Source organism: Nonomuraea mesophila, from assembly GCF_004352805.1.
Lineage (GTDB): Bacteria > Actinomycetota > Actinomycetes > Streptosporangiales > Streptosporangiaceae > Nonomuraea > Nonomuraea longispora.
In genome coordinates, this window is sequence record NZ_SMLD01000001.1 from 119,451 (window position 1) to 145,503 (window position 26,053).

A 26,053-nucleotide genomic window follows, 5' to 3' on the forward strand; every position below is an offset into this window, starting at 1 on the left:
GCCGAGGTTCGGCTACGCGGATGTCGCAGGCTAGCCGAGGTCGGCGTCGTGGACCAGGATGGCGGCCTGGACGCGGTTGGCCAGGCCCAGCTTGGCCAGCAGCCGGCTCACGTGCGCCTTCACCGTGGCCTCCGTCAGGCGCAGCTCGCGGCCGATCTCGGCGTTGGACAGGCCGCGGGCCACGGCCCTGATCACGTCCTCCTCCCGCCCGGTGAGCCCGGCGAGCTGCCTGCGCGCGGCCTCGGCACGTGAAGGGGCGCGATCCACGTACGACGCCAGCAGGCGTTTGGTCACCGACGGGGACAACATGGCCTGACCGTCCGCGACCGTACGCACGGCGGCGGCCAGCTCCCTCGGCGGGGTGTCCTTGAGCAGGAATCCGACAGCGCCCAGGCGCAGCGCCTCGTGCACGTACTCGTCCAGGTCGAACGTGGTCAGCATGACGACTTTGGGCGGGTCGGGCAGGGCCAGCAGCCGGGCGGCGGCGGTCAGGCCGTCCATGCCGGGCATGCGCACGTCCATCAGCACGACCTCGGGCCGGAGCCGCCGCGCCGCCGCCACGGCCTCGGCGCCGTCGCGGGCCTCGCCGGCGATCGCGATGTCGCCGGCGGCCTCCAGGATCAGCCGCAACCCCGACCGGACCAGCTCCTCGTCGTCCACGACGAGCACCCGGATCACCGGACCCTCCAAGCGCCGCGGGTCATGCCGGGATCCGGGCGCTCACCAGGAAGCCGCCGCCGTCCTGGGTGTTGGTGCGCAGGGTGCCGCCGAGCAGCTCGACACGTTCCCGCAGCCCGATCAGGCCCCAGCCCGCACCGGGCAGTTCCTCGCGCGGTGGGCGCGGCTCTTCGCGCGGCGAGTGCGGCTCTCCGTGCGGCGAGCGCGGCTCCTCGTGCGGCGGTGGGGGTGCCTCGTTGCGCACCTCCACCTCAAGCACGTCGGTCCCGAAGCGGATGCGCACGTCCGCGCCGGCGTTCCCCGCGTGTTTGTGCACGTTGGTGAGCGCCTCCTGCACCACGCGGTACGCCGTCCGCTCCACGCTCGCCTCCACCGGCCGCGCCTCGCCCTCGTCGTGCCGGGTCACCGCGATGCCCAGGGCGCGCGTCTGGTCGAGCAGCCGGTCGAGGTCGTCCAGCGTGGGCGGCGGCCGGCGCGCGCCGCCGGCGTCCTCCCCCAGCAGCTCGTGCGGAGGCGAGCGCAGCACGCCGAGCACGTCGCGCAGGTTGGCCAGCGCCTCCCGCCCGATCCCCGCGATCATGGCGGCCGACCGGGCGGTGTCGTCGTCGGCCGCCCGCAGCTCCATCGCCCCCGCGTGCAGCACGATGAGCGAGACCCGGTGCGCGACCACGTCGTGCATCTCCCTGGCGATCCTGGCCCGCTCCTGCGACCTGGCCTGCTCTGCGCGCATGACCTGCTCGCGTTCCAGCCGTTCGGCCCGTTCTCTGGCCGCCTCCAGCACCTCGCGCCGGGCGCGTACCCAGAGACCGAGCGCCAGCGGCAGCCCGATCACGGCCAGTGCCATGGCCACCGCGTTGGCCGGGCTCGCGGTGGCGAGCCGGTGGGCGCCGTCCTGCCACTCGCCGACCAGCGCGGAGATCCCGCACACCGCCAGGCAGCCACCGAGGTAGGCGGCGATGCCGCGGCCCCTGCCGAGCGTGAGGCCCGCGTAGTAGGAGGCGACCATGAGCGGCGGCCACATCACCAGCCAGGCGTACCCGACGGCGCCCACGACAGCCAGCGGCCACCAGGAGCGCCTGACCTGCCAGGCGGCCACGCCCGAGGCGGCGGAGATCGCGGCCAGAACCGGGAGCGGCAGGCTCGACGGCACCCCGACCTGCCCCTGCACCACGAGCAGCGAGGCCGCGAACACACCGGAGCCGAGCAGGACGAACCGCATGTCCACAGCGTATGAGGTGGTCAGCGGGATGAATGACGACGAAAGTAGTAACTCCCGCTGTTTCGCCGCCGCCGGGGCATACAGCGGATATGTAAGGCCGGGTCGACCGAGGCGAACCATCGCGCGACAAAAGCGGTTGGGGCACGTTCTCGTGGCCGCTACTGTCCCTCCCATGGCCATCCACATCACGACGCTCGCCGAACGACCCGAGTTCATCGGCACTGTCTGGGAGATGCCCGACAGCTGGCCGACGTTCATGGATCACGACCCGATCGCGTGGTCCCTGTTCGGTCCGGTCGTGCAGCCACACCGCGACTACGCCGTCATCGCCACCGAGGACGATGTCCTTGTCGGACACGGCCACAGCGTCCCCTTCGCCTTGAACCTGCCCGGTCGTGGCCCCGAACTGCCCGACACCGGTTGGGACCAGATCCTCATGTGGGCGCACTCGGACCTGCGCAAGGAGATCACCCCCGACGCGGTGAGCGCCCTGGAGATCAGCATCCATCCGGAGCATCAGGGCAATGGGCTGTCCGCATTGCTCCTCAACGCGCTGCGCGACAACGCGAAGTCCAAGGGTTTCACGGAGCTGCTGGCGCCCGTACGCCCCAATGGCAAGCACCTGGAGCCCCACACGTCGATGTCCGAGTACGCGTTCCGCACCCGTGAGGACGGCCTGCCCGCCGACCCGTGGTTGCGCGTGCACGTACGCGCCGGCGGCACCATCGTGAAAGTCGCGCCGGCGTCCCAGACCATCTCGGGATCGCTGGCGCAGTGGCGAACGTGGACAGGCCAGCCGTTCGATGTGAACGGTCCCGTAGAGGTGCCGCTCACGCTGTCCCCGGTCATATGCGACCTCGCGGAGAACTACGCCGTGTACGTGGAGCCGAACGTGTGGGTGCGGCACTCGTTGTGAACACACCGGCGAAGCCACTACGGGCGCCTGCGGCCAGCCCCACCTGATGGGAAGGCGTCGGAAGCACCCGCCGCCGCCGCACGATGACCGGCTGGTACGGATTTAGCCGCGAGGGGCGCGCCCGGCTCAGAAGGCGCTTATCGCCGCCGGTGCGCGTTCGGCGCGGCTCAGGGTGCGGATGACCGCGGTGGCTCCGTGGCGGTGCACGGCCAGGCGGGCCAGCAGCTCCACGACGGGTTCGTTGACGGCCGACGGCAGTTCAGGCGTGTCCACGCCGACGCTGGCAGCCAGGTCGTCGGAGTGGACGACCAGCTCCACCAGCCGGGTGAGCAGGAAGTCGTCCAGCCGCAGGCACCATCCGGCCCAGGGCAGCAACACCACGCGGCCGGCCGGTTCGGCGGGCAGCGCGGCGCTCTGGTGGTCGAGCAGCGCCTGCGCCTTGTCCGCCAGGGCTTCGGCCCCGTCGGCGGCGGCCGCCTCGCCCCCGCGCCTGATGCTCAGGTTGCTCTCGTGGTCGAGGCCGGCCTGCACCCACGGCGAGCGTGAGTAGTGCTCGATGAGGTCGATGGGCTCCTGGACCTCGCCGTCCGGCGGGAGTACGTCGCCGACCCTGACGAGCTGGTGAGCCAGGTGCCCGGCCAGCCCCGCGACACTGAACTCGGTCAGCGCGCTCGGCTTGTCCCACGACGTGCGCACGGCGGGGTGACGCAGGAGCGACACCGCCGACGTCGCGGCCACCAGATAGGACTGCCTGCTTTCCCCCATGTGCCGCCCTTTCTTCCCCTTCAGGTGGTACGCGCCAACCCTATCCGTTCACCATATTTCGGCCATGTGCGGTCCTCAGGCCAGGGCCTTCCTGATCGCCGACCTGACGAACGCCCGCGCCAGCCGGGCCCTCCTGAACCGGCTCAACACCGGAGGCGGCGTGCCGTATCTGCGGGCGCGGATGTCGGCCACCACGGTGTCCGGCGCTCCCATCCCGGCCGCCACGTCCAGAGCCTCCCGCTTGCTGATGAGGCGGCCCTCCCGCAGGGTCACCGTGGCCCTGGCGACCGTCAGCACGCCGAGGTCCACCCAGACCTCCTGCAGCCAGCGCCGCCGCGCCCGCGTCTTGACCAGCCAGAAGTCACGCAGGTCCGACCGGACGAACGCCTCCAGCTCCGCGTCCGACACCGGGGGCAGCACCTCGCCGGGCGGCGGGCCGTACAACCGCCGGGGCGCCGTGTGCAGCTCGCGCCGCGTGACGGCGGTGACGGGACGGCGGAAGATGCGCTCGTGCGCCCACGTCACGTGTTCGGTGGAGAGATCGTCCAGCTCCTGGCGGGGCAGGTACGAGCAGTGCAGCAGGGCGGCGAGGGGCGGTTCGAGCGAGCGGTGCACGGCCTTGATGTCGCGCCACTGCTGCATCGTCACGGGCGAGTCGAGCACGGCGACCAGATCGAGGTCGCTGCGGCCTGGCCGGTAGTCGCCGGCCCCGAGCGAGCCGTGGGCCCAGAGCGCGACCAGGGGGACCGCCGGTTCGATCCGGTCGAGAAAATCCGTCAGCAGGCGTTCGGTCGCTGCGTGCATGATGGCCACTATGATCGATTCACGGCGTACAGGAAAGGTCGCGCTGATCACAGGCGTGGGCCGCACCGCCGGCATCGGGGCGGGGATCGCCCGGCGGCTGGCGGCCTCGGGCTGGGACATCGCCTTCTCCCACTGGTCCGCCTACGACGAGCGCATGCCCTGGGGCGGCGAGCCGGGCGCGACCGACGCGATCACCGCGGCCCTCGCGGACGCCGGCGCGGCCTCGGTGGCGATCGAGGCGGACCTCTCCGACGTGGACACCCCGTCCCGGATCTTCGACGAGGCGGAACGGGCGCTGGGCAACGTCACCGCGCTCGTGATGTGTCACTGCGAGTCGGTCGCATCGGGCCTGCTCGACACGACCGTGGACAGCTTCGACCGGCACTTCGCGGTGAACGCGCGGGCCACCTGGCTGCTGATCCGCGAATACGGCCGCCGCTTCCGGGGCACCCACGGAACCGGCCGGATCGTCGCCCTCACCAGCGACCACACCGTCGGCAACCTGCCGTACGGCGCCAGCAAGGGCGCACTCGACCGCATCACGCTGGCCGCCGCGCACGAGCTGGCCCACCTCGGCGTCAGCGCCAACGCGGTCAACCCCGGACCGGTGGACACCGGGTGGATGCCGGACGAGGTCCGCGACCAGTGCCTACGTCAGACGCCGCTCAACCGGCTCGGCACACCGAAGGACACCGCGCACCTCGTCGACTTCCTCTGCTCGGAGCAGGGCCAGTGGATCAACGGCCAGCTGCTGATGAGCAACGGCGGCTTCGGCTGAGGCCGGGTGAAAAGCCTTGGCGGACGGCCGGTCGCCGCGGGCATGATGGCGACATGATCGATCCACGCCTCGCAGGGAAGGTCGCCCTGATCACCGGCGCCAATCACGGCATCGGCGCCGCCACCGCGGTCGCGCTGGCAGCCGAGGGCGTCGCGGTCTTCCTCACCTACAAACGGCTCGCCCCGCTGAACGATCCGGCCACCCCACCCGCGTACGACCAGGCCCGCGGCTCCGACGCCGGCGAGGTGCTGCGGCGCATCCGGGAGGCGGGCGGCACCGCGGTGGCCGCCGAGGCCGACCTGGCCGGCCCGCAGACGCCCAAGGCCCTGTTCGACCAGGTGGAGAAGACCTTCGGCCCGGTGGAGATCCTGGTCAACAACGCCAGCGGCTGGCTGAGCGACACCTTCAGCCCCGCCGGCCATGACGCCATCGGCCGTCCGCTGCGGCCGGTCGACGCGGAGACGCATGAACGGCAGTTCGCCGTCGACGTGCGGGCTCCCGCGCTGCTGATCGCGGAGTTCGCGCGGCGGCACGTCGAACGCGGCGCGACCTGGGGCCGCATCGTCGGCCTCACCTCCGGCGGCCCCGACGGCTTCCCCACGGAGGTCTCCTACGGCGCGGCGAAGGCGGCCCAGGAGAACTACACCATGTCGGCCGCACACGAGCTCGGCGCGTACGGCATCACGGCCAACATGGTCTATCCGCCCGTGACCGACACCGGATGGGTCAACGCCGAGGTGGAGAAGCTGGTCGCGGAGAGCGGCGTGCTGCGCGAGGTCGCCCAGCCGGAGGACGTCGCCGAGGTCATCACCTTCCTGGCCTCCCACCAGGGCAGGCGGGTCACCGGGCAGACCATCAGGATGTTCTGAGCGGCGCGGACGCCTGTCGCCCTTCGCCTGCCGTCACAGATCAGGACGTCGGTTCGAGAAGACCGCCCGGTGCTCAAGTGAGCTCTCACGGGCTGGTGTCGAAGAGGGCGCTGACCGACTCGCCGTCGTGGATGCGGCGCATGGCCTCGGCCAGGGCGGGTGCGATCGACAGGACGGTGAGCTTGTCGCAGGGCTTGGGCGGCGGCACGGTGTTGGTGCAGACGATCTCCTCGACCTCGGGCAGCGCGCCCAGCCGTTCGAGCGCTCCGGCCGAGAACAGCCCGTGGGTGCAGGCCACGCGTACGGACCTGACGCCCTGTTCGCGCAGCCGGTCGAGCAGCTCGATGACCGTGGAGCCCTTGGCGATCTCGTCGTCCAGGATGATCACGTCCTTGCCGGCCACCTCGCCGATCACGGAGCTGATGACCACGCGGTCGTCGCTGTAACGCTGTTTGGCGCCCATGGCGACGCCGGTGCCTAGCAGGCGGGCGAAGGCGGCGGCCTCCTTGGCGTTGCCGAGGTCGGGGGAGACGACGACGGCGTTGGACAGGTCGTACTGGCGGAAGTGGGCGGCCAGCTCGCGCAGGGCGTGGAGGTGGTCCACGGGGACGCTGAAGAAGCCGTGCACCTGCGGTGAGTGCAGCGTCATCGCCAGGACCCTGCTGGCGCCGGCGGCCACCATGAGGTCGGCGACCAGCCGGCCGCCGATGGAGATGCGGGGAGCGTCCTTCTTGTCGCTGCGCGCGTAGGCGTAGTGGGGCAGGACGACCGTGGTCCTCGCGGCGGAGGCGCCGCGGGCGGCGTCGAGCATCAGCAGCAACTCGACGAGGTTCTCCTGAGTCGGCGGGACGAGCGGCTGGATGAGGAAGACGTCACGCTCGCGGCAGTTGGCCTGAAGCTGCACTTCGAGTACGTCGTTGGCGAAGCGGTGGACCTGGACGGGGTGGAGGGGAGTGCCCAGGTGGGCGCAGATCTCCTCCGCGAGCTCGGGGTGGGCACTGCCGCTGAAGACCGTGATATCACGCACGGTTCCCAGAGCTTAGCGACCCCGGCCCGGCGTTCACGAGAGCAGCTCCGGGGTGAGCGCGTCGAGGTTGGGCAGCACCCGCCAGGCCAGGGCGAGCGCGTCGGGCGCCGGCGGGTAACGCGGGTGGGGCACGGCGATCACGTGCATGCCGGCGGCGTCGGCGGAGCGCAGCCCGTTGCTGGAGTCCTCGACCGCCACGCAGCCGCGGGGGTCGACGTCCAGCCGCCGGGCCGCCTCCAGGTAGCCGTCGGGTGCCGGCTTGCCCCGCGACACCTCCTCGGTGGAGACGGTGGCGGCGAAGCACTGCTTCAGGTCGGCCGCGTCCAGCACCACGTCGATCAGCGCGCGCGGCGACGAGCTGGCCAGCCCCAGCGTGTGGCGTTCCGCCAGGCGGCGCACCGCCTTCACCGCCCCCGGCATCAGCGGCACCCCGTCGCGGTAGCGGGCGGCCATCTGGTCGATGACGGCGCGGGCGATCTCGGCGGGCGGCCGGCGTACGCCGAGATCGTGCAGGTAGGCGGACCACTCGGCGGTGCTCATGCCCATGAGCCTGGATTGCGTGTCGGGCTGCCAGGTGCCGCCGTGCTCGGCCACGAACGCCCGGCGCACCTCCTCCCACACAGGCTCGGAGTCCACCAGCACGCCATCGAGGTCGAACACGCAAGCTCTCACGACCGCGAGAATACGCGAACGGCTATCGGCAGGTCTCAGCCGACATATGTCCTTATTGCCCGAGATTCATGCTAATAGGGAAGTCTGTTGAGCTATCGCGAGTGATTCCCGGGCATGCCACACGGCATGGCAGACCTTCCACTTCATGACCAGGGCGACTTCGCGGACGCCGACCGCGGCTTCATCGCGAAGCTCAGCCCGGCGGTCGTCAGAACGGCGGACGGCCGGGTCGTCTGGGACGGCGACTCCTACGACTTCCTCCAGGAGGACTGCCCGGAAACCGCCCACCCCGGCCTCTGGAGACAGAGCCGGCTCTGCGCCAGGCAGGGACTGTACGAGGTCACCCCCGGCGTCTACCAGGTCCGCGGCCTGGACCTGTCGAACATGACGCTGGTCGAGGGCGAGCGGGGCGTCGTCGTGATCGACCCGCTGATCTCCACCGAGTGCGCCGCCGCCGCGCTGAAGTTGTACCGCGCCCACCGCGGCGACCGCCCGGTCACCGGCGTCATCTACACCTGCACGCACGTCGACCACTTCGGCGGCGTACGCGGCGTCACCGGCGGCGGCGTGCCGATCCTGGCCCCCGCGGGGTTTCTGGAGCACGCCGCGTCCGAACGGGTCTACGCCGGCCACGCGATGACCCGCCGGGCCGTCTACCTGTACGGCCGCGCGCTGCCCCGCTCGCCCGAGGGCCAGATCGGCTGCGGCCTCGGCATGACCGCGTCGACGGGCACCGTGTCGCTCATCCCGCCCACGCTGGACCTCACGCGGACCGGCCAGGAGGAGACGGTCGACGGCATCCGCATGATCTTCCATCTCACGCCGGACGCCGCCGCCCCCGCCGAGACGAACGTGTTCCTGCCCGATCACCGGGCCCTCTGCCTGGCCGAGAACGCCACCCACAACCAGCACAACCTGCTGTCCCTGCGCGGCGCCGCCGTACGCGACGCCCGCGCGTGGGCGCGTCACCTGACCGAGGCCGTCTCCCTGTTCGACGGCCAGGCCGAGGTCGCCTTCGCCTCGCACCACTGGCCCACCTGGGGCGCCGAGGCCGTCGTACGCTTCATCGAGCAGCAGCGCGACATGTACGCCTACCTGCACGACCAGACGCTGCGCCTGATCAACAAGGGCCTGACGGGGCCCGAGATTGCCGAGGCCATGCAGCTGCCGCCCCAGCTGGAGCGGGCCTGGCACACCCACGGCTACCACGGCTCGCTCTCCCACAACGTCAGGGCCGTCTACCAGCGCTACCTCGGCTGGTTCGACGGCAACCCGGCCCACCTGTGGGAACACCCGCCCAGGGAGAGCGCGATCCGCTACGTCGAGTGCCTGGGCGGCGCCGCCGGCGTGGTCGAGTTCGCCCGGCGTTACATCGGCGAGAACGACCTGCGCTTCGCCGCCCAGCTGCTCAACCACGCGGTCTTCGCCGACGAGGGCAACAAGGAGGCCCGCGACCTGCTCGCCGAGGTCTACACCAGGCTGGGCCACGGAGCCGAGAACGCCACCTGGCGCAACTTCTACCTCATGGGCGCGCTGGAGCTGGCCGACGGCATCGTGCCCGCCACGATGGACGTCACCTCGCCGGACCTGCTCGCCGCGCTGAGCGTCGACCAGATCTTCGACTCCATCGCCATCCGCGTGGACGGGCCGCGCGCCTGGCACGAGCGGCTGTCCATCGACTGGCATCTGACCGACCTGGGGGAGTGGCACCGTACGACGTTGTGCAACGGGGTGCTCGTGCAGCAGCGGGACCCGCGCGGCGCCGCCGCCGACCTGACCCTGCGGCTGACCAAGGAGCAGCTCGTCGGGCTCCTGGCGGGCAAGGGCGTCGAAGGGGTCGAACGCGAGGGCAACACGGCGGTGTTGCAGCGGCTGGTCGCCGTGCTGGACCGGGCGATGCCGGACTTCGCCATCGTGACGGCCTGACCCGCGCGCCACCCGCCGACCTAGGTGCGGGCCGCCTCGGAGTGCAGCACCTCGCAGGCCAGCCCCAGCAACGTCACCAGCACGGCCGCGAGCGCCGGCCCGAGGACCAGCGGGACCGTCAGCTCGCCCGCGTGCCACACGGCCGCCGCGATGGCCGCGAACGTCAGCACCGTCATCCCGAACATGGCCGCCCACAGCGGCAACATGCGCAGGTAGGCGAACAGCAGCCCGAACACCGGCCACACGAACGGCGGCGCCGCCACGGCCAGCGCGGCCCAGCCGCCCGTCACCAGGCCCAGCCACACGAGCGCCGGAACGGGCCGGCGTTCGAGCGCGGGGCCGGCGGCGTACACGAGACCGAGCAGCACGCCTGCGGCGGCCACGGCCGCGAGGCCGTCGAGCAGCACGGTGACCACGGCCATGAGCAGCAGCCCGCACGCCGTGACGTGCGTCGCCCACTGCAGCAACCGCAACGGAAGGTTCGGCATGACTCACTCAGCGTAACGCCGGGTGAGCGCCCCGATCAGCCAGGCCCCCGCTCGCCACGCCGGGTGAACGCCGTCAGCAGGTAGTACAGCGCGCCGGCCACCACGAGGGCGACCACCACGCCGATGTTGGCCGCCCCGAACGTGCCGCTCTCCAGTTCGCGGCTCATGAGGAAGCCGAGGACCGCGGCGATGTTCTCGTCGGCCGAGGTGATGAGGCCGAGCCCGACGACCGAGGCCACCACCAGCGACACCAGGCCCGGCCAGTGCAGCGAAGGAGCGCCCGGACGCAGCAGCCGCTCGCGGTCGGCGCTGTCGGCGCCGCCGGCCGGCCCGCCGTACGATCGCCCGCCGTCCCGCAGCCGCCACATGTCGACCAGGAACACCGCCGCCCAGGCCGCCATCACCACGCCGATGATCGCGAGGAACGCCTGGAAGGTGGCGAGGAAGCTGGTGGAGACGAACAGCAGGTAGTAGCCGCCCAGCACCATGAGCAGCCCGTCGATCAGCACCGCGTAGTGCCGCCTGATCGGTACGCCGAGCGCCAGCATCGACAGTCCCGACGAGTAGATGTCCATGATCGCCCCGGCCAGGAAGCCGCCGATGGCGGTCAGCAGGTACGCCAGCAGGAACCAGGTCGGCAGCGCCCCGGCCAGCGCCGCCACCGGGTCGCCGCCCGCGGCCTCGGCCAGCGACGGGTCGCCGCCCGCCAGCAGCACGCCGAACACGAGCAGCACCATGGGCGGCAGGGCGCCGCCGAGCATCGTCCACAGGGCCACCGAGCGCGGGCGCGAGCCGGACGGCAGGTAGCGCGAGTAGTCGGCGCCGCAGTTGACCCAGCCCAGGCCGAGCAGGGTCATGGCGAAGATGATCCCGCCCACCCAGCCGCCGGGGCCGGCGGTGGTCTCCAGCGACACGCCGAGCCTCGGGGCCATGAGGATCATGTAGACGACGGTCAGCACGACGAACGCGTACGTCAGGTAACGCTGCACCACCATGATCATCGCGTGCCCGTACACGCCGACCGCGATCACCACCACGGCGGCTGCGGCGAAGCACACGGCGGTGGCCGTCGTGGGCGGGACGCCGGGCGCGAGCCGGCCCAGGATGGCCGCGCCGCTCTGCGCGGCCAGCGTGACGAGCACGATCTCCCAGCCGACGTTCGACACGTACGACAGCGCCGCGGGCAGCTTGTTGCCCTGGTAGCCGAACGGCGCCCGGCCCAGCGTCATGGTGGGCACGCCCGACCTGGCGCCGGCGATCGCGACCAGGCCGACCAGCAGGAACGACAGCGCGTAGCCGATGGCCCCGGTGATGATCGCGGGGATCACGCCGAGGCCCAGCCCGACGATGTAGACCCCGAACGCGACCCCGAACAACGACAGGTTCGAGCCCGCCCACGGCCAGAAGAGGTCTCTCGGCCGCCCGTGCCGCTCGGACTCGGGGACCGCGTTGATGCCGTTCTGCTCCACGGCCATCGTGTCCATGATCGGACGCTACTCGCCTTCTGCGAAGAAACGAACCCTTGCCGTGGGTATGGGGGGTCACGTTTCCTCCGCCGATCCGCGGAGAGACTGCCGTGATGAGGCCATTCGGGGGTGACAAGCGCAAACACGCGCTGGCCATCTGCCTGGTCGCGGCGTTCATGAGCGGGCTGGACGTGAGCATCGTCAACGTGGCCGTCCCGTCGATCCGCGAGGCGCTGCACGCGTCGGAGGGCGGGCTGCAGTGGACGGTGTCGGGGTACGCGCTGGCGTTCGGGCTGCTGCTGGTGCCCGCCGGGCGGCTGGGGGACGCCAGGAGCCGCCGCCTGATCTTCCTCTGGGGCGTGGCGCTCTTCACCGCCTCCAGCGCGGCGTGCGGGCTGGCCTGGGACATGAAGGTGCTGATCGTGGCCAGGTTCGTGCAGGGCCTGGCGGCCGGCACGCTCAACCCGCAGGTGTCGGGGCTGATCCAGCAGATGTTCAGGGGGACCGAGCGGGGGCGGGCGTTCGGCGCGCTCGGCGCCACCATCGGCGTGTCCACGGCCGCGGGGCCGCTGATCGGCGGCCTGCTCGTCGGCCTGGCCGGGGCTGACCACGGGTGGCGGTGGGTGTTCCTGGTGAACGTGCCGATCGGGATCGTGCTGCTGCCGCTGGCCTGGCGGGCGCTGCCGGCACAACCCGGCAAGGGGCGGCGCGAGAGCATGGACCCGGTGGGCGTGCTGCTGCTCGGCATCGGCGTGGTGGGGCTGCTGCTGCCGTTCATCCAGCGCCAGCAGTGGGAGGGGAACACGAAGTGGCTGCTCGTCCCCGCCTCGCTGGCGGTGCTGGCCGGGTTCGTGCTCTGGGAACGGCGCTACCCGCGCGAGCCGCTGGTGGACCTGTCGTTGTTCCGCAGGCGTTCGTACCGGCTGGGCACGGCCATCGCGCTGTTCTACTTCGCCGGCTTCACCGGCATCTTCTTCATCTTCACCCTCTACCTTCAGGTCGGGCTGCACTACAGCGCGCTGCTGGCAGGGCTGGCGATCACGCCGTTCGCGCTCGGCTCGGCGTCGGCCTCGGTGGTGGGCGGGCGGCTCGTGTCGCGCGCCGGCCGGCGCGTGGTGGCGGTCGGCCTGACGATGGTGATCGCCGGGCTGTGCGCGACGATGCTGGCGACCGCGCTGGTGCCCGGCCGCGGGGTGGGCCTGGCGACGGTGTTGCCGCTGCTGCTGGCGGGCATGGGCAGTGGCCTGGTCATCTCGCCCAACCAGGCGATCACGCTGTCGGAGGTGCCGCCCGAGGGCGGGGGGAGCGCGGCCGGCGTGCTGCAGACGGGGCAGCGGCTGGGCTCGGCGATCGGGATCGCCTTGGCGGGCTCCACGTTCTTCGGCGCACTCGGCCAGGGCTGGGCGACGGCCTTCCGGCACGGCCTGATGGCCGTGCTGATGTCGGTCGTGATCGCCCTGGCGGCCGCCGCCTACGACCTCGTACGCACCCGCCGGGAGGCCGGGCGCCTGTGATCCTCGCGGCTCATCCGGCCAGGACGCGCGCCTCCCTTTCTGGATCGAGACCGACCACGGGACGGTCGGGCCGCATGGGCGCCACGCCGCCGATGCTCTGCAGCCAGGCCCACGTGTCGGCGACCGTCTCCTCGACCGGGCGCGGCCGCAGCCCGGCCGCCACCGCCTTCGACACGTCGGCTCCGTGCATGAAGCCGTGGAGCTCGCCCGGCAGCCAGATCGGCAGGTCGGACCACGGCTCGATGCCCGCCGCGAAGATGCGCTCCTGCGGGGTCCAGCGCAGCTCGGCGTCGGACCCGGTCACCTTCACGCACGTCTCCAGCAGTTCTCCCATCGTCGTGAAGCCCGGCGGGCTCACCAGATTGTAGGGGCCGCCCAGCCCCTGCTCGGCCGCGCGCAGGGACCACAGGGCGAGGTCGCGGGCGTCGATGTACTGGAGCCCGAGATCGGCGGGCTCCGGAGCGAGCACCGGCCCGCCGCGCGCGATCCTGTTGAGCCACCACGGCAGCCGGCCGACGTTCTCGTAGGGGCCCACGATGAGCCCCGCCCTGACCAGCAGCGCCCGGTCGCCGAACGCGGCGACGGCCGCCAGCTCCGCGCCCGCCTTGTTCTTGGCGTAGTCGCCGTCACCGTCGTCGGGCGAGGCCGTCACGAGCGGCGCGTCCTCGTCGGCGCCCGCGGGCACCGGCAGCTCATAGACGGACCTGCTGGACACGTAGACGTAGCGGCTCGCCCGGCCGGCCAGCAGTGCGGCGGAGTCCCTGACCGCGGACGGCGCCCGCGACCACGTGTCGAGCACGACGTCCCACTCGCCGCGCTCCAGTGCCGCGAGGCCGCCGGGGGCCGACCGGTCGCCGCGCAGCGCCGTCACGCCCGGCATCGGGTCGCGGCTGCCCCGGTTGAACGTCGTGACGTCCCACCCGAGGGCCCGCGCCTCCTCGACGACCGCCCGCCCCACGAACTCCGTGCCGCCCAGTACGAGAAGTCTCATGGTGTTCACCCTGACCGGCGGAGTCCATGGGCGACAGGGGCTCACGCTCTCGGCGGAATCGCCACGAGCGGAAGGCGGCGGCGATGCTGCACCCTGCGTAATTAGATCTACGTTCATCATGCCCCTCGAAAGGGCATAGCAGCAGATCAGAGTATCTATAGTGCAATTGCCTTGTGCGGGTGAGTGTCACCAACAGTGACATCGGAGTACATGGGATGGTGATGCGGTTCTTCCCTCGCTCGATCCGGGCGCGCCTGACCGCGATCGCGACCGCCATCGCGGCGCTGGTCCTCTTCGCCACGTCCACCTTCATGCTCGTCACCGTGCCCGACAACCTGCGCGACGTGGTCCGCGACAGGGTCGAGGTCTCCGTACGCAGGGTCGCCGGCGACGCCAGGGCCGGAGAACTCTCCACCGCGATCCAAGTCCCCGCGCGCGTGCACTTCCTGGAGGTGGTCACGCCCAGCGGCGACGTGATCGCGACCACCCCCGGCCGTGCCGTGCACTGGAAGATCAAGGCGTTCCGGCCCGCCGAACCCGACAAGGTCTACGTCAAGGAGATCTGGGCGCCCCACGAACGCAACGCCGGGGAGACCCACTTCCTGGTCATGGCGATGTCCGTGCCGACCCCGAACGGCCTTGTCGCCGTCTACGGCGCCTCGTCGCTCACCGACGTCGACCGCGCCATCAGATGGTTCGAGATCCAGACCTTCATCGTCGCCCCGCTGATCCTGGCGAGCGTCATGGGCATCACCTGGCTCGTGGTCGGGTTCGCGCTGCGCCCGGTCGAACGCATCCGCTCCAAGCTCGCCGAGATCACCGGCCAGGACCTCAGCAGGCGCGTACCCGTCCCCGACACAGGAGACGAGATCACCGATCTGGCCGCCACCACGAACGACACCCTCGACCGCCTCGAACGCTCCGCCGAGACCCAGCGGCGCTTCGTCGCCGACGCCTCGCACGAGCTGCGCAGCCCCATCGCGGCCCTGCGCACCCAGCTGGAGGTGGCCAACGCCATCCCGGAGGAGACCGACTGGCGCGCCACGGGAGCGCGGGCGCTGGCCACCGTCGACCGGCTCACCGGCATCATCGACGAGCTGCTCATGCTGGCCAGGCTGGACGCCGGCGCGGTCGCGCCCCGCCGCGTGGTGGACATGTGCCGGCTGGCCGTCGAGCAAGTACGCCGCCGCAAGGACGCCGGAGTGGCCATCGTCCCCGACCTGTGCGCGTCGGCCCCCGTCCACGGCTCGCCCGTGCAGCTCGACCGCATCCTGACGAACCTCCTCGACAACGCCACCCGGCACGCCGACACCAGGATCGACCTGGAGGTGGCGGTGGAGGAGGGCCGGCGGGTGGTGGTGACCGTGACCGACGACGGCGAGGGCATCGCGCCCGAGGACAGGGAACGGGTCTTCGAGCGGTTCTTCAGACTGGACAGCGCCAAGGCCAAGGACCAGAGCGGCAGCGGCCTCGGCCTGCCCCTGTCCAGGGAGATCGCCCTGTCCCACGGCGGCACGCTCACCATCGCCGACCACGCGCCGGGCGCCCGCTTCGTGCTCGTCCTCCCTCGCTACCAGGGCGCCTGAACCTCTCCCCCGTGCGGGGACCGGCCGACGTGCTAGGCCACGTGGTGCTGCCGGCCCGCCACCACGGGGCGGACCCGCGCCCACCCACGATTACTGACGCTCCGGGACGGCTGCGGAGGCGGGAGCACAGGACGCGCTGAGGCCTCAGGCGCTCCCGGTCAGCGCGAGGTTCAGCAGCGTGGCGCCGAGTGCCGCCCTGCCACGGCCACGAAGGGCAGCCAGGTGGGCCGTCCGCGCAGGCAAACGGTGAAGATCTTCTTCTGTCACCTGCCGGGCGATGGTCAGCGCCGCGGCGGGATGGTTGTCCAGGATGCTGTGGGCCAGCCCGTCGAAGGGCACGAGCACGCCGTGGGGAGTCATGTCGCGGATCCGTTGCGCGACAGCCGGTATGGACCGCAGGTCCCTGGCTCCTGACACCACGGCGACAGGCCAGGTGAAGCTCCGCAGGGCGGCGGGCGCGTCGATGGGTTCGCCGGTGAACGAGGGAAAGCGGTCGGCGATGGAGGCGTAGGGCAGGGCGGGGTCCAGGGGACGGCCGTCCGGCTTCTGCGCGTAGCACTCACGGAAGTTGATCACTCCGGCGAGGTCGAACTCCATGACGTAAGGGCGCACCCGGGTCAGCTCGCCGGTGACCAGGGCGGCCAGCCGATTCCAGAGCCGGCGCCTGCCTTTGCCCACCGCCATGAGCAGCTTGGACAGGAGCGGAACCCCACCGAGCTCGTAGACGAGCGGGACCACGACGGCCGTTTCCTCATCGGTGACCTTTCCCGCCTCCACCAAGGCGCGCAGCGCCGCCGCCACGCCTCTGGACGCGGGGTCGTCCCCGTCCCACAACAACCGGCGCAGGTACGCCCGGCAGAGGTCGAAGTCGTCGACCGAGGCGTAGGTGGAGTCGAGCACCATGGCAGCCACACGCTGCGGGTGGGTGGCGCCGAGCACCTGCGCGAGATAGCCGCCGTAGGAGGTGCCGTAGACGACGGCACGGTCCACAGCGCACACGTCGAGCACTGCCACGAGATCCTCGACCGCCGCGGTGACGGTGAGATCCTCCGACCGTAGATCCACCCCGGCACGGTCACGGCGGGAGAAGCCGACACCCCGATGCTCGACCATGATCACATCGAACCCTCGGTCCGCAGCCATGCGCCGGAGCCGGCGATAGGGAAGGATCGAGCCCATCCCCGGCCCTCCCGGAACCACCAACAGGGGCGTCGCGCCCCGTCGTCCCGCGCGCACATAGGCCAGGTCGAGGTTGCCACGCGGGACCCGGCCGACGCCATGGCGCCGGTCACTGCGGATTTTCATGGCTCCATAAGAATTCATGACGCTACGTCAAGGTCAAGCGCCGGCGAACGATGTCCGTGGTCGGATGCGCACGCGCGTTCCGGGCTTGGACGTCGAAGTGGTGGCGATGACGACCGAAGCAGACCTGTGGCCGGGGGCGACCCGAGGTCAGGGAGCAGGAGGGGCGTCACCGGAGAAGAAGTCGGGCCGTCTTCGGGCCGGCGGGGCGCCGTTGCGGTGGCCGGCCACGTGCGGGTCAGATCGCGTCTCCCTGGAGGCCCCCGGCCGCGTGCGGAGGGTGGGTGACGTTGGCGGTGCCGTAAGAGATGGAGGGTGTGGACGGGCCCGCCCGCCCCAGGGGCGGGCCTCGAAATGGTCAGCCGGTCACGGTGATGCGGTCGGTCGCGGGCGGGGCGATGGGGTTGTCCTTGCCGAGGTGGTCGACGAAGGCGTCGATGTCGAGCGGCCCGCTCCACACGTCGGTCCCCTCCTGGAAGGCGAGGAACGCGTCGCCGCCGCCCACCAGGAAGTTGTTGGCCGCGACCCGGATGGTCTGCGTGTCGGTCACCGGCGTCCCGTCGATCTTCATGTCGGACACCTTCGAGCCCCAGGCGGCGCTCGTGCTGTAGGTGTAGGTGAAGTTCGCCGAGGGCTGCAGGATCTTGGTGAACGCCTGGTTGTTGGGTCCGCCGGGGAACTGCTGCTCCAGCACCGTCTTGAGCTGGGCGCCGGTCAGCGTGACGACCTGCATGAGGTTGTTGAACGGCTGAACGGTGAAGGCCTCGCCGTACGTGACGACCCCGTCGCCCTCGCCGGCCGGTGACGAGGCATGCGACAGCGAGGCCCGCACCCCACCTGGGTTCATCAGCGCGATCTGGGCGTCGCCGCCGGTCTGAGTGGCGGCGAGCTGCGCGTCGGCGATGAGGTTGCCGAGGGGCGACTCGCCTGAGGGCGCGGCCGTGTTGGTGATGTCGGCGGTGATCGTGCCGATGGCCTTGTTGGCGACGGGGGCGACGCGGTCCTTCCACGTCTGCACGAACGTCGAAATTTCGGGATCTGGGGTGACTGTTCGGGTCACCACGTGGTTGTCCGCCACGAGCGAGGCGCGGTCGATGTCCCGCGTCCTGGCGTCCACCTTCATGTCCACCTGCGTGATGACCCGCCCGAACGAGCCGCCCTGCGAGAAGAGCCGGTCCCTGCCCCTCGGATCCTTCACCGTGCACACGTACGCCTGGTGGGAGTGGCCGCTGAGCACCACGTCGATCTCCGGGTCCACCTGCGTCGCGATGCGGTTGCCCGCCCCCGGTACGGCGCTGCACGCGTCGGGCGACCGACCCTGCTCCACCTGGTCGCCCTCGTGCACGAGCACGACCTGGGCCTTGACGCCCACGAGCCTGAGCAGCTTGGACGCCACGTTCGCGGCCTTGACCTCGTCCACGAACGTGAGGTCCTTGATCCCCTCGCTCGACACGATGCCCGGCGTCGTCTTCGTGACCAGGCCGATGAAGCCGATCGGCACGCCGTTCATCCATTTGACGCTCACCGGCGGCAGCGCGGGCACGCCGAAGCCGGACAGCGCCTGCTTGAGCTCGGCCGCGTTCGAGCCGCCGAGCGCCTGCTTGAGCTCGGCCGCGTTCGAGTCGCCGAGCGCCGCCGGCGCGTCGGTCTTGGCGTGGCGGTTCTTGAACAGGACGTTCGCGCCCACGTAGTCGAACGCCGCGCCCTTCCACTCACCGGCGGGCGAGCAGCCGTCCACCGGGTGGCAGCCGCCCTTCATGATCCGCCGCAGCTCGGCGTAGCCCTCGTCGAACTCGTGGTTGCCCACCGCGGCCACCTTGAGCCCCAGCTTGCCCAGGAACTCGACGGACGGCTCGTCGTGGTAGGCGGCCGAGATCAGCGGCGTCGCCCCGATGAGGTCGCCCTGGGCCACCGCGATCGTGTTCCTGTCGGACAGGGCCTTCATGTGGGTCGCGACGTACGCCGCGCCGCCGGCGTCGACCGTGTTGCCGTGCTCGTCGACCATGCGCCCGGAGGAGCCGGTCGGAGGCTCGAGGTTGCCGTGGAAGTCGTTGAGGGCGAGCAGCCGTACGGGGACCGTACGCGGTGGCTTGCTCGCGTCCGCCGGAAGGGCGGAGAGCGTGACCGCTCCCGAGGCGACGGCTCCGGCCAGCGCCAGCCGGAGGAAGGAACGAGACGTCATGGCCCAAGACGTTACGACCGTTGTCCGTGCAGCCGATGTCGCAAAGGTAACGATTTGCCGGGCGCTGCCATGGCGTTATTTGCCAGTCGTAGGCCTAGAGTTCGTTCTGTGAGTGTGCGTGTGGAAGTTCGGCAAGTACTCGATGACCAGGAGATCACCGACGTGCTCGGCCTGGTCCAGGCCGCGACGGAGGCGGACGGCGTACGGCCGCTCAACGAGCATGTGATGCTCCATCTGCGCTACGGCGGCGACCCGCAGGCCCGCTCCCTGCTGCTCATGGACGACGGCACCCTGGCGGGCTACGCCCACGTCGACCCCACCGACGAGGTCGAGGGGCCCAGCGCGGAACTCGTCGTCCACCCCGCCCACCGCCGCCGCGGCCACGGCGCGCGGCTGCTGAGGTCCGTGATGGACCAGGCGGGCGGCCGGGCGCGCCTCTGGGCCCACGGCGGGCATCCGGGAGCGGGGGCGCTGGCGGCCGCGTTCGGGTTCGAGCGCGTACGCTCGCTGTGGCAGATGCGGCGATCCCTGTCCGCCCCGCTGCCTCCCGTCACCCTTCCTCCGGACGTCGGCCTGCGTATGTTCGCACCCGGCCAGGACGAGGAGGCGTGGCTCAAGGTCAACGCCGAGGCGTTCGCCGACCACCCCGAGCAGGGCGCGTGGACGATGGACGACCTGCTGCGGCGCGAGCAGGAACCCTGGTTCGACCCCGAGGGCTTCTTCCTGGCCTTCCGCGGCGACCGGCTGGCCGGCTTCCACTGGACGAAGGTGCACGGCTCGTCCGAACACGGCCACGAGCCTCTGGGGGAGGTGTACGTCGTCGGCGTCGACCCCTCCCAGCAGGGCACCGGCCTCGGCAAGGCCCTCACCCTGGCCGGACTGCACCACATCCGGGAGCGCGGCCTCGCCCAGGCGATGTTGTACGTGGACGAGGCCAACACGGCGGCGATCAGGCTGTATGAGTCCCTCGGCTTCGACCGGTATGACGTGGACGTCATGTACGCGGCCCCCGAGGCCGGTGCGCCAGGTTCCTGAGAGGCGCCTACTCCACGATCGCGTGAAGGATGAAGTAGGAGACGGACGCCACGAACGCCGCGGCCGGGATGGTGAGGATCCATGCCGTCACGATGTTGCCCGCGACGCCCCACCGTACGGCGCTGAGCCGCTTGGTGGCCCCCACGCCCATGATCGCTGACGTGATCGTGTGCGTGGTGGAGATGGGCGCCCCGAACCCGATGGCGGCCCCGTAGAGCACGGTCGCCGCCGCCGACTCCGCGGCGAACCCCTGGGGCGGGTCGAGCGCGATGATGCGCCGGCCGAGCGTGCGCATGATGCGCCAGCCGCCGGCGTACGTGCCCAGCGAGATCGCACCCGCGGCGGCCAGGATGACCCACTGCGGGATCGGATCGTTCTTGTCGGCGAAACCGCCGACCGTCAGTGCCAGGAAGATGACACCCATCGTCTTCTGCGCGTCCTGCAGCCCGTGCCCGAGCGCCATGGCGGCGGCCGAGACGGTCTGCGCGTAGCGGAAGCCGCGGTTGGTCTTGCCGGGCTGGCTGTTGCGGAAGATCCAATATATTGCGATCATGATCGCGGCGGCGAGGCTGAACCCGACCAGGGGCGAGAAGATCATCGGGATGACGACCTTCTCCATGACGCCGTCCCAGTGCACCACGCTGGCCGAGGCCAGCGCGGCGCCCACCAGGCCGCCGATGAGCGCGTGGCTGGAGGAGGAGGGCAGACCGAAATACCAGGTGATCATGTTCCAGGCGATCGCGCCGATCAGCGCCGACGCCACGATGACCAGGCCGTGCGAGCCGTCAGGTGCGTCGATGATGCCTCTGCCGACCGTCTGAGCGACCTGGGTGCCCAGGTGGGCGCCGATGAAGTTCATGGCCGCCGCCATGAACAGCGCGGCCCTGGGTGTGAGGGCCCGGGTCGACACGGAGGTCGCGATGGCGTTCGCCGCGTCGTGGAACCCGTTGGTGTAGTCGAATGCCAGTGCGATGACGACCACGCCGATGACGAGGCCGAGCGTGAGGTCCACCGGGCTTAGCTTTCCTTGACCGCGATCGACTCGACGGTGTTGGCCACGTGCTCGAAGGCGTCGGCCGCCTCTTCGAGGGCGTCGACGACCTCCTTCATCTTCATGACCGTGAGGGCGTCGTACTCGCCGCTGAACAACTTCGCCAGCAACCTCCGATAGACCTGGTCACCCTGGTTCTCCAGGCGGTTGACCTCGATCCAGTATTCGTTGAGGTTCTTCATCGAACGCAGCCGCGGCATGGCCTCCGCGGTCAGCTCGGCGGCTCGCTCCAGCACCTCGACCTGCCTGACGACGTCTTTGGGCAGGTGGTCGATCTGATACAGCACGATGAGGTCGGACGCCGCCTCCATGGCGTCCATCACGTCATCGAGGTTGGAGGCGAGCCGGTAGATGTCCTCGCGGTCGAAGGGAGTGATGAAGCTCTCGTTGAGCCGGTTCATGATCGCGTGAGTACGTTCATCGCCGGCGTGCTCGCAGGCGCGCATCTTCTCGGCCAGGGTCTCCCTGTCCGATCCGTCGCTGATGATCTCTACCAGCAGCCGGGACGCGGTGACCAGGTTGTTCGCCGAGTCGGCGAACAGGTCGTAGTAGCTGTCCTCACGAGGCGTGAGACGCAGGCGCACGTCGTTCTCCAGATGTGCGGGGATGGTCCGTGGAAGAGGGTACGGGTAGCCAGGCGAATTACGAACTTCATGTCCCCTTCGCCTAATGGCTACCCGGAGCATGTTGTACGACACCGGAAACCCCGGTAGTTTGGGCGCTTTTTGCAGCTCCAGCTGAGCTTAAACGGCCTGTCCGCATCGCCTCGACCCGGGGTGCCCCCACTTTCCTCACCAGGATGTTCCCTGACTGTTCATCTGATGTTCATCTTTATTTAGATCTTGGTCCGGTGGAAGTTCCGGAACGACCGCGACGGCGTCGGCCCCCGCTGCCCCTGATAGCGCGACCCGTACTTGTCCGACCCGTACGGATGCGCGGCAGGAGAGCTGAGCCTGAACACGCACAGCTGTCCGATCTTCATCCCCGGCCACAACTTGATCGGCAACGTCGCCACGTTCGACAACTCCAACGTCACGTGCCCGCTGAACCCAGGATCGATGAACCCCGCCGTCGAATGCGTCAGCAATCCCAGCCGCCCCAGCGAACTCTTGCCCTCCAGCCGCGACGCCAGATCATCGGGAAGCGTGATCATCTCGTACGTGGAGGCCAGCACGAACTCACCAGGATGCAGGATGAACGGCTCGTCCCCCGCCGGCTCCACCATCCGCGTGAGATCCGGCTGCTCCATGGACGGATCGATGTGCGGGTACCGATGGTTCTCGAACACTCGGAAGAACCGGTCAAGCCGCACATCGATGCTGGACGGCTGGATCATGTCCTGGTCGAACGGATCGAGCACGAGCCGGCCGGCGTCGATCTCGGCGAGGATGTCACGGTCGGATAGCAGCACGCACTGCAACCTACCGTCTCGAGGGCGAAAGTCCGCGAGCCGGGGATTGCTGATCCGGGGCAAGTTTCCGCTACAGTGGGGGACGCGACTTCGGGTCGTACGCGGGTGTAGTTCAATGGCAGAACATCAGCTTCCCAAGCTGACAGCGCGGGTTCGATTCCCGTCACCCGCTCCAACTGGTGAGGCCCAGGTAGGGACATGAATCCCGACCCGGGCCTTGATTGTTTCCGGACTTGTTCGATCTTCGCGGGCCATTAACGGGCCATTAGCTCTTGATCACCCTGCTGGGACCAGCGCGCCCGCCGTGCCCTCGTCGTCGTCATCGTCACGTGCTCCGAGTTGCCGATCGATGGCGTTGGTGATCGCCTCGTCGGCTCCCCTGACTGCGTGCTGGTAGATCATGGCCGCTCGTACGTTGTCGTGTCCCATGCGAGCCATGAGGTCCTTCAGGCCCGCGCCGGACTCGGCGGCCAGCATGTTGCCCGTGTGCCTCAGATCGTGGAAGTGGAGCCCTGACAGGCCCACCTCCGAGACGACGTCCACCCATCGTGTGCGGGTGTTGAAGCCGCTGCGGCGTATCGGACCGCCCTTGGCCGCTGGGAACATGAGGGCGCCCGGCTCGTCCTGGACGTAGGTGTTCATGTGTTCTTTCAGGACGGGGACGATGCTCTGTGGGATGCCGACCGTCCGGCGTCCGGCCTTGGACTTGGGAGGTCCCAGCACCAGCCCGCCCGCGGAGCGCTCGACGAAGGCGACCCGTACGCGGACCGTACGCGCCTTGAGATCGACGTCCATCCGGCGTAGTGCGCTGACCTCACCCCAACGCAGGCTCGCGAAGGTGGCCAGCAGCACCATCGCACGGAACCTCCGGTCCTGGGTGGAGTCGGCCTTTCCCTCCATGGCCATCTTCCACAGTGCACGCTCAGCCGCCGCACGCGCGTGGAAGATCTCCGGATGGGTCCGCATCGCGCCGTGCCGTTGAAAGCGCAGCCGGTATGTCCCGTCCTTGATCTTGCGGACATTGCCGATCGGACGTAGCCCGACTCGGTCGGCCAGTTCGAACACCTGGGAGACAGTGAGCACGGGACGCTCTTGCGCGTGCTCGTCGCCGGCCCCGCGGATCCGGCACGGATTCTGTGGGATGACGCGGTCGTCGGCGGCGGTCATCAGTACGGCTCGCAACAGCCGGTACGCCTTGGCCGCCATGCTCACCGATACTCCGTTGTCGAGCAGGTCAGCCCGCCACTGCCGAACAGCCGAAGTGCTGATCTTGGCTATCGGGACGTTGCCGAGATGTGGCGTGATGTGCTTCTTGAGCAGCCAGCGATAGAGATCGACGGTCCGGGGACGCAGGCCGGGGCGTTGGGCGATCCAAGTTTCGGCGTAGTCGCGCAGCTTGACCTTGCCGCGTTCTGGATCGTTCCATTCGCCCTTGATGATCTGTGCCTCGATGAGTGACAGCGCCCGTTCCGCGTCGGACTTGCGTTCGTAGGTGTCGGTGCCCGTACGCATCCGGCCGTCCGGTGCGGGATAGCGGATCTGGTACCGCCCGGACTCCCGCTTGCGGATGTTGCCGAAACGGCGGTGGTTCTCCTTGTTGGCCATCAGGCGGCCCTCCCGGTTGCGTCGAAGGTCGTCATGGGCGCGACGGTCCCGGCGACGACGAAGGCGATCAGTGCGGACTCTCGGATGCGGACGTGCCGCCCGACCTTGACGAACTCGATTCGGCGTTCGGCGATCAGTCTGCGGACGAAGCGAACCGAGGTGCTGAGCAGTTCGGCCGCTTCCGGGACGGTGAACAGTTGATCCAAGATCTCCTCCTCTCAGGCTGCCTGTGGAGTTGCCGAAAGTTCTTCGAGCCGTCTCAGGTGGGCACGCCATCGCTGGCGTTCGGCGATGGATCGAAGGAGCCGTACGCCGATCGGCGAGACATCGGGATCGCCGGGTCTGACCGGCTGCCAGACGTAGCGGTGCGGGTCGGTGGGCTCGTCGGCCTGGCCGAGCGCTTCCAGGACCCACGTACGGCGGTCCTGCTTGTGTTCGGCGAGGGTCTTGTTGCTCCACTTGCGGGAGACAAGGACCCGGCGACCGGCGTAGCCGAGGTGTTCAGGCTTGTGTGCTTTGGACCGGCAGCAACCGGGAACCATCCCCGGCTTGGCGTTCTTGGGCTGCACGCCGTACCGCAGCCAGTTCGGGCAGGTCGGCGAGCACGGCTCGTAGCGCAGGGCATCAACGAAGCGGGCCGCGTGATCACGCTGGGCCTGACCGTCCAAGTTCTCGCCGAGGCTCTTCGTCAGGTATTTGGACAGGTACCGGATGCACCGGTCGGCGTCCGGCGACCCGGCGAGCACACCTTTCACGTCCACCTGATCGCCGAAGCGGATCACGTGCATGGGCTCGTCGCCGAGTTGGTCGAGAGCTTCGTCCCAGGTGGGCAGGACCTCGCCCGTGTCGGGGTCCACGTAGCCGTCGTTCCAGATGGGCAGTCGGTCACCCTCGAAGCGGGCTTCATCCGCCTGAGGCCACCAGACCTGGTGATAGGTGGCCGCCGCGATCTGCTTCATCTCGGCGCGCGGCAGGGTGCCCCGGACGGCCATGTGCAGGTGCGGAGCGAGCCGCTTCTGAGGTTCCACCGTGGCGAAGTACTGCACGTCGTAACCAGCGACGCGGCGAAGGTTCTGTACGAACCGGTCCACGAGCTTGGAGAAGTGCAGCGCGTCACGGGCCGCCCCGACGTAGTCGTACGTGTCCGGATCGACGGGAGCGCCGTTCATGACCTTGCCGTAGCTCGGCAGGGTGAGGGTGACGAACAGGGAGGGCCGGTAGGTCCTGCCGTCCGCCGCCTCGAAGGTCCGGCCCAGAGTCGTGCTAGCCATCTTCCGCTTGGGTAGGTCGGGCGCGTCCTGGCGGCGCTTGGTCGAGCGGACCCGCTTGGATCCCGTACGACCCAGCACGTTCCCGCGCATCCCGGCCTCGTTGATCTCGACGTCGAGCCCGGTGAGCACGGCGTCCAAGTCGGAGGTGTCGCCGCCGGCCTTTTCCTCCTCGTCGCGCTTGGCCTGCATGTCGGCCCGGAACTCGACGAGCCAGCGCTGCCCGTCGGTCGCCTCGTCGGGCGTGATGATCGGCTCCTCATCGAGGTGCCATCCCTCCCTGCACTGCGCCATCCGAAGCTGTCGGTTGCGCTTGGCGCACGGAGGACACTTGCTCTCCAGCGGTGAGCCGCACGGAACATCGACGACCTCTGACTTGCCGGTCGTCATGTCGAGCCGCCTGAGCGCGACGGGCCGGATGCAGACGCCGTGAAGCTTGGCGATCTCCTCGGCTACGTCGCGGGCGAGCGGTTGAGCCATGCGGATGGCTCGCGGAGTAT

24 protein-coding genes and 1 tRNA gene are annotated in these 26,053 nt (G+C 70.0%); 8 read left to right on the top strand and 17 right to left on the bottom strand.

All coding sequences use genetic code 11. The annotated features are described in order from the left end of the window. Nucleotides 1-30: 30 nt before the first annotated feature. Nucleotides 31-678, bottom strand: coding sequence for a response regulator (locus tag E1295_RS00700; RefSeq protein WP_132627653.1), 648 nt, complete (start codon nucleotides 676-678; stop codon nucleotides 31-33). 22 nt (nucleotides 679-700) lie between these two features. Continuing rightward, nucleotides 701-1,897: a sensor histidine kinase gene (locus E1295_RS00705; RefSeq protein WP_132627654.1), complete on the bottom strand. Its 1,197-nt coding sequence runs from the start codon at nucleotides 1,895-1,897 to the stop codon at nucleotides 701-703. A 172-nt stretch (nucleotides 1,898-2,069) separates the two neighbouring features. Between E1295_RS00705 and E1295_RS00710 the strand changes: the two genes are divergently transcribed. Continuing rightward, a complete protein-coding gene (locus E1295_RS00710) occupies nucleotides 2,070-2,813 on the top strand; it encodes a GNAT family N-acetyltransferase (protein ID WP_132627655.1) in 744 nt (247 codons plus the stop codon). Nucleotides 2,814-2,939: 126 nt separating this feature from the next. On the opposite strand, the gene E1295_RS00715 is transcribed toward E1295_RS00710, so the two are convergent. Continuing rightward, the gene (locus E1295_RS00715) at nucleotides 2,940-3,578 is read right to left on the bottom strand and encodes a maleylpyruvate isomerase N-terminal domain-containing protein (RefSeq protein ID WP_132627656.1); all 639 of its coding nucleotides are present in this window, start codon (nucleotides 3,576-3,578) and stop codon (nucleotides 2,940-2,942) included. 75 nt (nucleotides 3,579-3,653) lie between these two features. Beyond that, nucleotides 3,654-4,382, bottom strand: coding sequence for a nucleotidyltransferase domain-containing protein (locus E1295_RS00720; RefSeq protein WP_132627657.1), 729 nt, complete (start codon nucleotides 4,380-4,382; stop codon nucleotides 3,654-3,656). Between the two features lie 10 nt (nucleotides 4,383-4,392). On the opposite strand from E1295_RS00720, the gene E1295_RS00725 reads away from it, so the two are divergent. Both E1295_RS00725 and E1295_RS00730 read left to right on the top strand, forming a co-directional pair. Then, complete coding sequence (locus E1295_RS00725) at nucleotides 4,393-5,160, top strand: SDR family oxidoreductase (protein ID WP_246079750.1); 768 nt, start codon at nucleotides 4,393-4,395, stop codon at nucleotides 5,158-5,160. A 53-nt stretch (nucleotides 5,161-5,213) separates the two neighbouring features. Beyond that, nucleotides 5,214-6,029 carry an SDR family NAD(P)-dependent oxidoreductase gene (locus tag E1295_RS00730; RefSeq protein ID WP_132627658.1) on the top strand — a complete coding sequence of 272 codons (816 nt, stop codon included), beginning with the start codon at nucleotides 5,214-5,216 and terminating at the stop codon, nucleotides 6,027-6,029. Nucleotides 6,030-6,114: 85 nt separating this feature from the next. On the opposite strand, the gene E1295_RS00735 is transcribed toward E1295_RS00730, so the two are convergent. Both E1295_RS00735 and E1295_RS00740 read right to left on the bottom strand, forming a co-directional pair. Next, nucleotides 6,115-7,056, bottom strand: coding sequence for a ribose-phosphate diphosphokinase (locus E1295_RS00735; RefSeq protein ID WP_132627659.1), 942 nt, complete (start codon nucleotides 7,054-7,056; stop codon nucleotides 6,115-6,117). Between the two features lie 33 nt (nucleotides 7,057-7,089). After that, nucleotides 7,090-7,728: an HAD family hydrolase gene (locus E1295_RS00740; protein ID WP_246079751.1), complete on the bottom strand. Its 639-nt coding sequence runs from the start codon at nucleotides 7,726-7,728 to the stop codon at nucleotides 7,090-7,092. A gap of 126 nt (nucleotides 7,729-7,854) precedes the next feature. Here E1295_RS00740 and E1295_RS00745 point away from each other — a divergent pair, with 126 nt between their 5' ends. Further along, nucleotides 7,855-9,654: an alkyl/aryl-sulfatase gene (locus tag E1295_RS00745; RefSeq protein WP_132627661.1), complete on the top strand. Its 1,800-nt coding sequence runs from the start codon at nucleotides 7,855-7,857 to the stop codon at nucleotides 9,652-9,654. Nucleotides 9,655-9,674: 20 nt separating this feature from the next. On the opposite strand, the gene E1295_RS00750 is transcribed toward E1295_RS00745, so the two are convergent. Then, nucleotides 9,675-10,142 carry a hypothetical protein gene (locus tag E1295_RS00750; RefSeq protein WP_132627662.1) on the bottom strand — a complete coding sequence of 156 codons (468 nt, stop codon included), beginning with the start codon at nucleotides 10,140-10,142 and terminating at the stop codon, nucleotides 9,675-9,677. A gap of 35 nt (nucleotides 10,143-10,177) precedes the next feature. Beyond that, on the bottom strand, nucleotides 10,178-11,626 hold the full coding sequence (locus tag E1295_RS00755) for a purine-cytosine permease family protein (RefSeq protein ID WP_132627663.1): 1,449 nt from the start codon (nucleotides 11,624-11,626) through the stop codon (nucleotides 10,178-10,180). Nucleotides 11,627-11,721: 95 nt separating this feature from the next. Between E1295_RS00755 and E1295_RS00760 the strand changes: the two genes are divergently transcribed. Further along, nucleotides 11,722-13,122, top strand: coding sequence for an MFS transporter (locus E1295_RS00760; RefSeq protein ID WP_132627664.1), 1,401 nt, complete (start codon nucleotides 11,722-11,724; stop codon nucleotides 13,120-13,122). A 10-nt stretch (nucleotides 13,123-13,132) separates the two neighbouring features. On the opposite strand, the gene E1295_RS00765 is transcribed toward E1295_RS00760, so the two are convergent. Beyond that, a complete protein-coding gene (locus E1295_RS00765; protein ID WP_132627665.1) occupies nucleotides 13,133-14,113 on the bottom strand; it encodes an NAD-dependent epimerase/dehydratase family protein in 981 nt (326 codons plus the stop codon). A gap of 221 nt (nucleotides 14,114-14,334) precedes the next feature. Between E1295_RS00765 and E1295_RS00770 the strand changes: the two genes are divergently transcribed. Next, on the top strand, nucleotides 14,335-15,699 hold the full coding sequence (locus tag E1295_RS00770; protein WP_166427016.1) for a sensor histidine kinase: 1,365 nt from the start codon (nucleotides 14,335-14,337) through the stop codon (nucleotides 15,697-15,699). 144 nt (nucleotides 15,700-15,843) lie between these two features. Here the strand turns inward: E1295_RS00770 and E1295_RS50575 are convergent, their stop codons facing one another. Together E1295_RS50575 and E1295_RS00780 are read right to left on the bottom strand one after the other, a co-directional pair. After that, nucleotides 15,844-17,022: an alpha/beta hydrolase gene (locus tag E1295_RS50575; protein ID WP_132627667.1), complete on the bottom strand. Its 1,179-nt coding sequence runs from the start codon at nucleotides 17,020-17,022 to the stop codon at nucleotides 15,844-15,846. 337 nt (nucleotides 17,023-17,359) lie between these two features. After that, nucleotides 17,360-19,183, bottom strand: coding sequence for a bifunctional metallophosphatase/5'-nucleotidase (locus E1295_RS00780; RefSeq protein ID WP_132627668.1), 1,824 nt, complete (start codon nucleotides 19,181-19,183; stop codon nucleotides 17,360-17,362). 108 nt (nucleotides 19,184-19,291) lie between these two features. On the opposite strand from E1295_RS00780, the gene mshD reads away from it, so the two are divergent. After that, the gene (mshD, locus tag E1295_RS00785; RefSeq protein ID WP_246079752.1) at nucleotides 19,292-20,218 is read left to right on the top strand and encodes a mycothiol synthase; all 927 of its coding nucleotides are present in this window, start codon (nucleotides 19,292-19,294) and stop codon (nucleotides 20,216-20,218) included. A 7-nt stretch (nucleotides 20,219-20,225) separates the two neighbouring features. Here the strand turns inward: mshD and E1295_RS00790 are convergent, their stop codons facing one another. The 3 genes from E1295_RS00790 to dcd form a co-directional block, all read right to left on the bottom strand. Beyond that, nucleotides 20,226-21,230: an inorganic phosphate transporter gene (locus tag E1295_RS00790; protein WP_132627670.1), complete on the bottom strand. Its 1,005-nt coding sequence runs from the start codon at nucleotides 21,228-21,230 to the stop codon at nucleotides 20,226-20,228. 5 nt (nucleotides 21,231-21,235) lie between these two features. After that, complete coding sequence (locus tag E1295_RS00795; protein WP_132627671.1) at nucleotides 21,236-21,853, bottom strand: DUF47 domain-containing protein; 618 nt, start codon at nucleotides 21,851-21,853, stop codon at nucleotides 21,236-21,238. Between the two features lie 251 nt (nucleotides 21,854-22,104). Beyond that, nucleotides 22,105-22,680: a dCTP deaminase gene (dcd, locus tag E1295_RS00800; protein ID WP_132627672.1), complete on the bottom strand. Its 576-nt coding sequence runs from the start codon at nucleotides 22,678-22,680 to the stop codon at nucleotides 22,105-22,107. Nucleotides 22,681-22,781: 101 nt separating this feature from the next. Here dcd and E1295_RS00805 point away from each other — a divergent pair. After that, nucleotides 22,782-22,855: transfer RNA gene (locus tag E1295_RS00805), tRNA-Gly, on the top strand. A gap of 101 nt (nucleotides 22,856-22,956) precedes the next feature. On the opposite strand, the gene E1295_RS00810 is transcribed toward E1295_RS00805, so the two are convergent. The 3 genes from E1295_RS00810 to E1295_RS00820 are packed head-to-tail and all read right to left on the bottom strand — an operon-like array spanning nucleotide 22,957 to nucleotide 26,033. Further along, complete coding sequence (locus tag E1295_RS00810) at nucleotides 22,957-24,285, bottom strand: tyrosine-type recombinase/integrase (protein WP_132627673.1); 1,329 nt, start codon at nucleotides 24,283-24,285, stop codon at nucleotides 22,957-22,959. Beyond that, the gene (locus tag E1295_RS00815) at nucleotides 24,285-24,491 is read right to left on the bottom strand and encodes a helix-turn-helix domain-containing protein (RefSeq protein WP_225271124.1); all 207 of its coding nucleotides are present in this window, start codon (nucleotides 24,489-24,491) and stop codon (nucleotides 24,285-24,287) included. Before E1295_RS00815 ends, E1295_RS00810 begins: the two co-directional genes overlap by 1 nt. A gap of 12 nt (nucleotides 24,492-24,503) precedes the next feature. After that, the gene (locus E1295_RS00820) at nucleotides 24,504-26,033 is read right to left on the bottom strand and encodes a replication initiator (RefSeq protein WP_132627729.1); all 1,530 of its coding nucleotides are present in this window, start codon (nucleotides 26,031-26,033) and stop codon (nucleotides 24,504-24,506) included. Nucleotides 26,034-26,053 lie beyond the last annotated feature (20 nt).